Source organism: Moorena sp. SIO2C4 (genome assembly GCF_010672485.1).
Taxonomy (GTDB): Bacteria; Cyanobacteriota; Cyanobacteriia; order Cyanobacteriales; family Coleofasciculaceae; genus Moorena; species Moorena producens.
The window spans coordinates 1-2,554 of the sequence record NZ_JAAHGN010001064.1 but is presented as its reverse complement, the minus strand read 5'-3'; the positions used below and the strand labels follow the sequence as shown (position 1 = coordinate 2,554).

Genomic DNA, 2,554 nt, shown 5'->3' with positions numbered 1-2,554 from the left:
TCAACTAATTGCTCACTATTGCGAGTGCTAACTAAAAAGCCAACTGTAGCACAAGCTGAAGAAATCCAGCATAACCCTCGTGCTCGCTCCGCTAAACTCAGATTCGCAGAGCGACTAGAGCTGAGCACTCAAGAGTGACAAGTCTAAGCTATGGATTCACTTCTCGACACTAAACGAATTGGCATGCGATCGCGGGGAAATACTGTCAAATACTGATTAACATCTTCTAGAGAATCTCGGCCATTGACGAGTTCCCAGTTAAAATGACGCAGGAGTAAAGACAACATCACCGTTGCTTCTAAAAGTGCTAGAGGTGCGCCTACACAAAAATGAGATCCTCGGGAAAATCCAAACAGGAGGGGGAGTGGCTGTTGGTCAGTTTCCTTTTGCAGCCATCGTTCTGGACGAAATTCTTCCGGTTTTGGAAACATCTCAGGATCCTGTCCCGCAGCCCAGAAAAAAGGTTCGACGCTTACATTTTTCGGCATCTTGACCCCATCCAGTTCTGTCTCTTGGGTCGTGACTAGGGGGATTCCGGTGGCCACTGGGTGGAGTCGTAAGGTTTCCTTGACCACAGCTTCTATATAGTCTAAATGTTTCAAAGTAGAAAGATTTAGCTCCCCTTCCTTCTCCCAGGCTTGATCCACAGCCTGTTGTGCGGCCTGAAAGACTCCAGGATTAAGCCCCAACTCCCCGACTGCAAAGGACATAGTATGAGCCGTAGTGTCATGACCTGCAAAGATAAAGGCTCGGGTCTCGGCCATTAGGGAGTCTTGGTCATGCTGGGGGTTTTTAGCAAATTGAACCAACATCGAATCCCGAAATGACGAACTGACTGATGGGGATTCGGCCTCAGAAGCCCTGGCCACTTGCAACGCCATCGCGACCCGAGGTTTTAAATTCTGTTGTAAATAATCTTGAGCCTGTCGGTATTCTCGCCCTTCTGACGTAGGGAGAAACTTAAACCATCGACTGCGACCTGCGGTCTGCAAAAGTACATGTTTTTCGAGAAGTGCAAGAGCTGCATACAGGCGGTTGGCATCGAAGGAGGGTTCCCCTGCAAAGTTTGAGGTTTTATCAAAGGTAACACCTAGGAAAAAGTAGGCAATGATATTCATGGTCAAGTCCACAAATAAGGGATCAACTTGAACCTCTTTGCCTGTTTGAGCCGAGCTTTGAAGTTGTGTGATGACTTGCTGACACCCCTGACGGATGAGATCGAACTTTTGAGTGAATCGACTGGCTCGGAAAGCTGGTGCTGCGGTTTGGCGACGCCACTTCCAAGCTTCACCAACCTGGTTTCCGATATGTACGCCAAACACATCTTTGTAGGCGTGATAAAAGGATGGACTGCGGGTAAATATCCCCTTAGTTTGCCCCTCTGTCAAAATGCTTTCAATCAGTTGGGGCTTTGCCACCATCACCATCGGTCTGGTGAAGATCCGTAGCAAAATCATGGAGCCGTATTGCTGCATCCATCGAAAGATTCTCAGAGAATAGGTTCCTTGTTTTGCAGCGGCAAGAAGTTCCATGGCGTTACCTGTGAGCCATTTCCCCTTGGGTGATGGCAGAGCATATATCGAGCTCAAAGCTAGCTGGCGTTGTTGCCAACGCCACAGGAGAAGGCTGATCCCTGTTCCTACAAGGAAAGCTAAAATTGTCCATGAATGCTCGAACATGCTCAAGGTTCTCCTGACTTTTACACTGCTAGCTAAATTCTACTACCGAGTTAAAGCCCTGATATTCACACAACCACTGAGTTAGGGAATACGATTGGCCTTGGCCTTTGGGCCACGCTACGCGATGAAGCGTTTCGGCAAAGCCGACGCTACGCGAACGCAAAGCGTGGCCAAAGGCCTCAGCTTCCGCTAAAAGCGAACGCATCTTATGTTCCCCCTAAATTTGGAAGACCGGATTGTTAAGCACAAATTTCGGGATTTGTCAAAGAATTGCTCACTATTGCGAGTGCTAACTAAAAAGCCAACTGTAGCACAAGCTGACGAAATCCAGTTTAACCCTCGTGCTCGTTCCGCAGCACTCAACACTGACCCACTTAGGGCTCTAATCTCGGGATGGGGCAGGTGCTAATAGTCCAGCCAAGGAACCCAAGGAACCCGTGCCAATCCCCACCAGGATATCAGGCACATCTTTACCCGCCACAGCTAGTCCGATGGCACCTGTAACAGTTACCAGCATGGTACCGCCCAAAGCAGTGACCACAATCCGGTAAATCCAACGGTCTGTTTCTAGAGGTGGACCAAGTCTACGGATAGTTTCCACTGGGTCTCTTTTGATTTCTTCCGCAAGTTCTGGATCTTTAGATACCCGTTCTACTAGTTCATTCATGGATTTAACTGGTTTCATCATCGTGAGCTTTTTGTGAATCTAAAACTTAATACAGCTCGATTGCTCTAAATTCCTGATGTTTAGGGATTAGACTTAGCGGCAGTTGTGGGGAATCGGGAATCGGGAATCGGGAGTCGGGAATCGGGAGTCGGAACCCACCCCTAACCCCTCCCAGGAGGGGAACGGGAATCGGGAATTGGGAATCGGA

5 protein-coding genes are annotated in these 2,554 nt (G+C 48.6%); 2 read left to right on the top strand and 3 right to left on the bottom strand.

The annotated features are described in order from the left end of the window. The first annotated feature begins 24 nt into the window (after positions 1–24). Positions 25–138, top strand: a complete 114-nt coding sequence (gene mraW / locus F6K20_RS33665; RefSeq protein WP_502708909.1) for a 16S rRNA (cytosine(1402)-N(4))-methyltransferase — start codon at positions 25–27, stop codon at positions 136–138. Between the two features lie 5 nt (positions 139–143). Here mraW (F6K20_RS33665) and F6K20_RS33660 read toward each other — a convergent pair whose 3' ends face one another. Then, positions 144–1,679 (bottom strand): cytochrome P450, encoded by a 1,536-nt coding sequence (locus F6K20_RS33660; RefSeq protein ID WP_008191731.1) that lies wholly within the window; start codon positions 1,677–1,679, stop codon positions 144–146. 28 nt (positions 1,680–1,707) lie between these two features. After that, on the bottom strand, positions 1,708–1,884 hold the full coding sequence (locus F6K20_RS33655) for a hypothetical protein (RefSeq protein ID WP_287252570.1): 177 nt from the start codon (positions 1,882–1,884) through the stop codon (positions 1,708–1,710). A gap of 3 nt (positions 1,885–1,887) precedes the next feature. On the opposite strand from F6K20_RS33655, the gene mraW (F6K20_RS33650) reads away from it, so the two are divergent. Beyond that, the gene (gene mraW / locus F6K20_RS33650) at positions 1,888–2,088 is read left to right on the top strand and encodes a 16S rRNA (cytosine(1402)-N(4))-methyltransferase (protein WP_071986993.1); all 201 of its coding nucleotides are present in this window, start codon (positions 1,888–1,890) and stop codon (positions 2,086–2,088) included. Here mraW (F6K20_RS33650) and F6K20_RS33645 read toward each other — a convergent pair. Further along, entirely contained in the window at positions 2,062–2,367 is a 306-nt protein-coding gene (locus F6K20_RS33645) for a hypothetical protein (protein ID WP_131827025.1), read from the bottom strand. The two genes, mraW (F6K20_RS33650) and F6K20_RS33645, sit on opposite strands and share 27 nt — an antisense overlap. Positions 2,368–2,554 lie beyond the last annotated feature (187 nt).

Bases quoted from the DNA above. Each gene is read 5' to 3' on its own strand.
- F6K20_RS33660 (WP_008191731.1), bottom strand. From the start codon at position 1,679: ATGTTCGAGCATTCATGGACAATTTTAGCTTTCCTTGTAGGAACAGGG.
- F6K20_RS33655 (WP_287252570.1), bottom strand. From the start codon at position 1,884: ATGCGTTCGCTTTTAGCGGAAGCTGAGGCCTTTGGCCACGCTTTGCGT.
- mraW (WP_071986993.1), top strand. From the start codon at position 1,888: ATGTTCCCCCTAAATTTGGAAGACCGGATTGTTAAGCACAAATTTCGG.
- F6K20_RS33645 (WP_131827025.1), bottom strand. From the start codon at position 2,367: ATGATGAAACCAGTTAAATCCATGAATGAACTAGTAGAACGGGTATCT.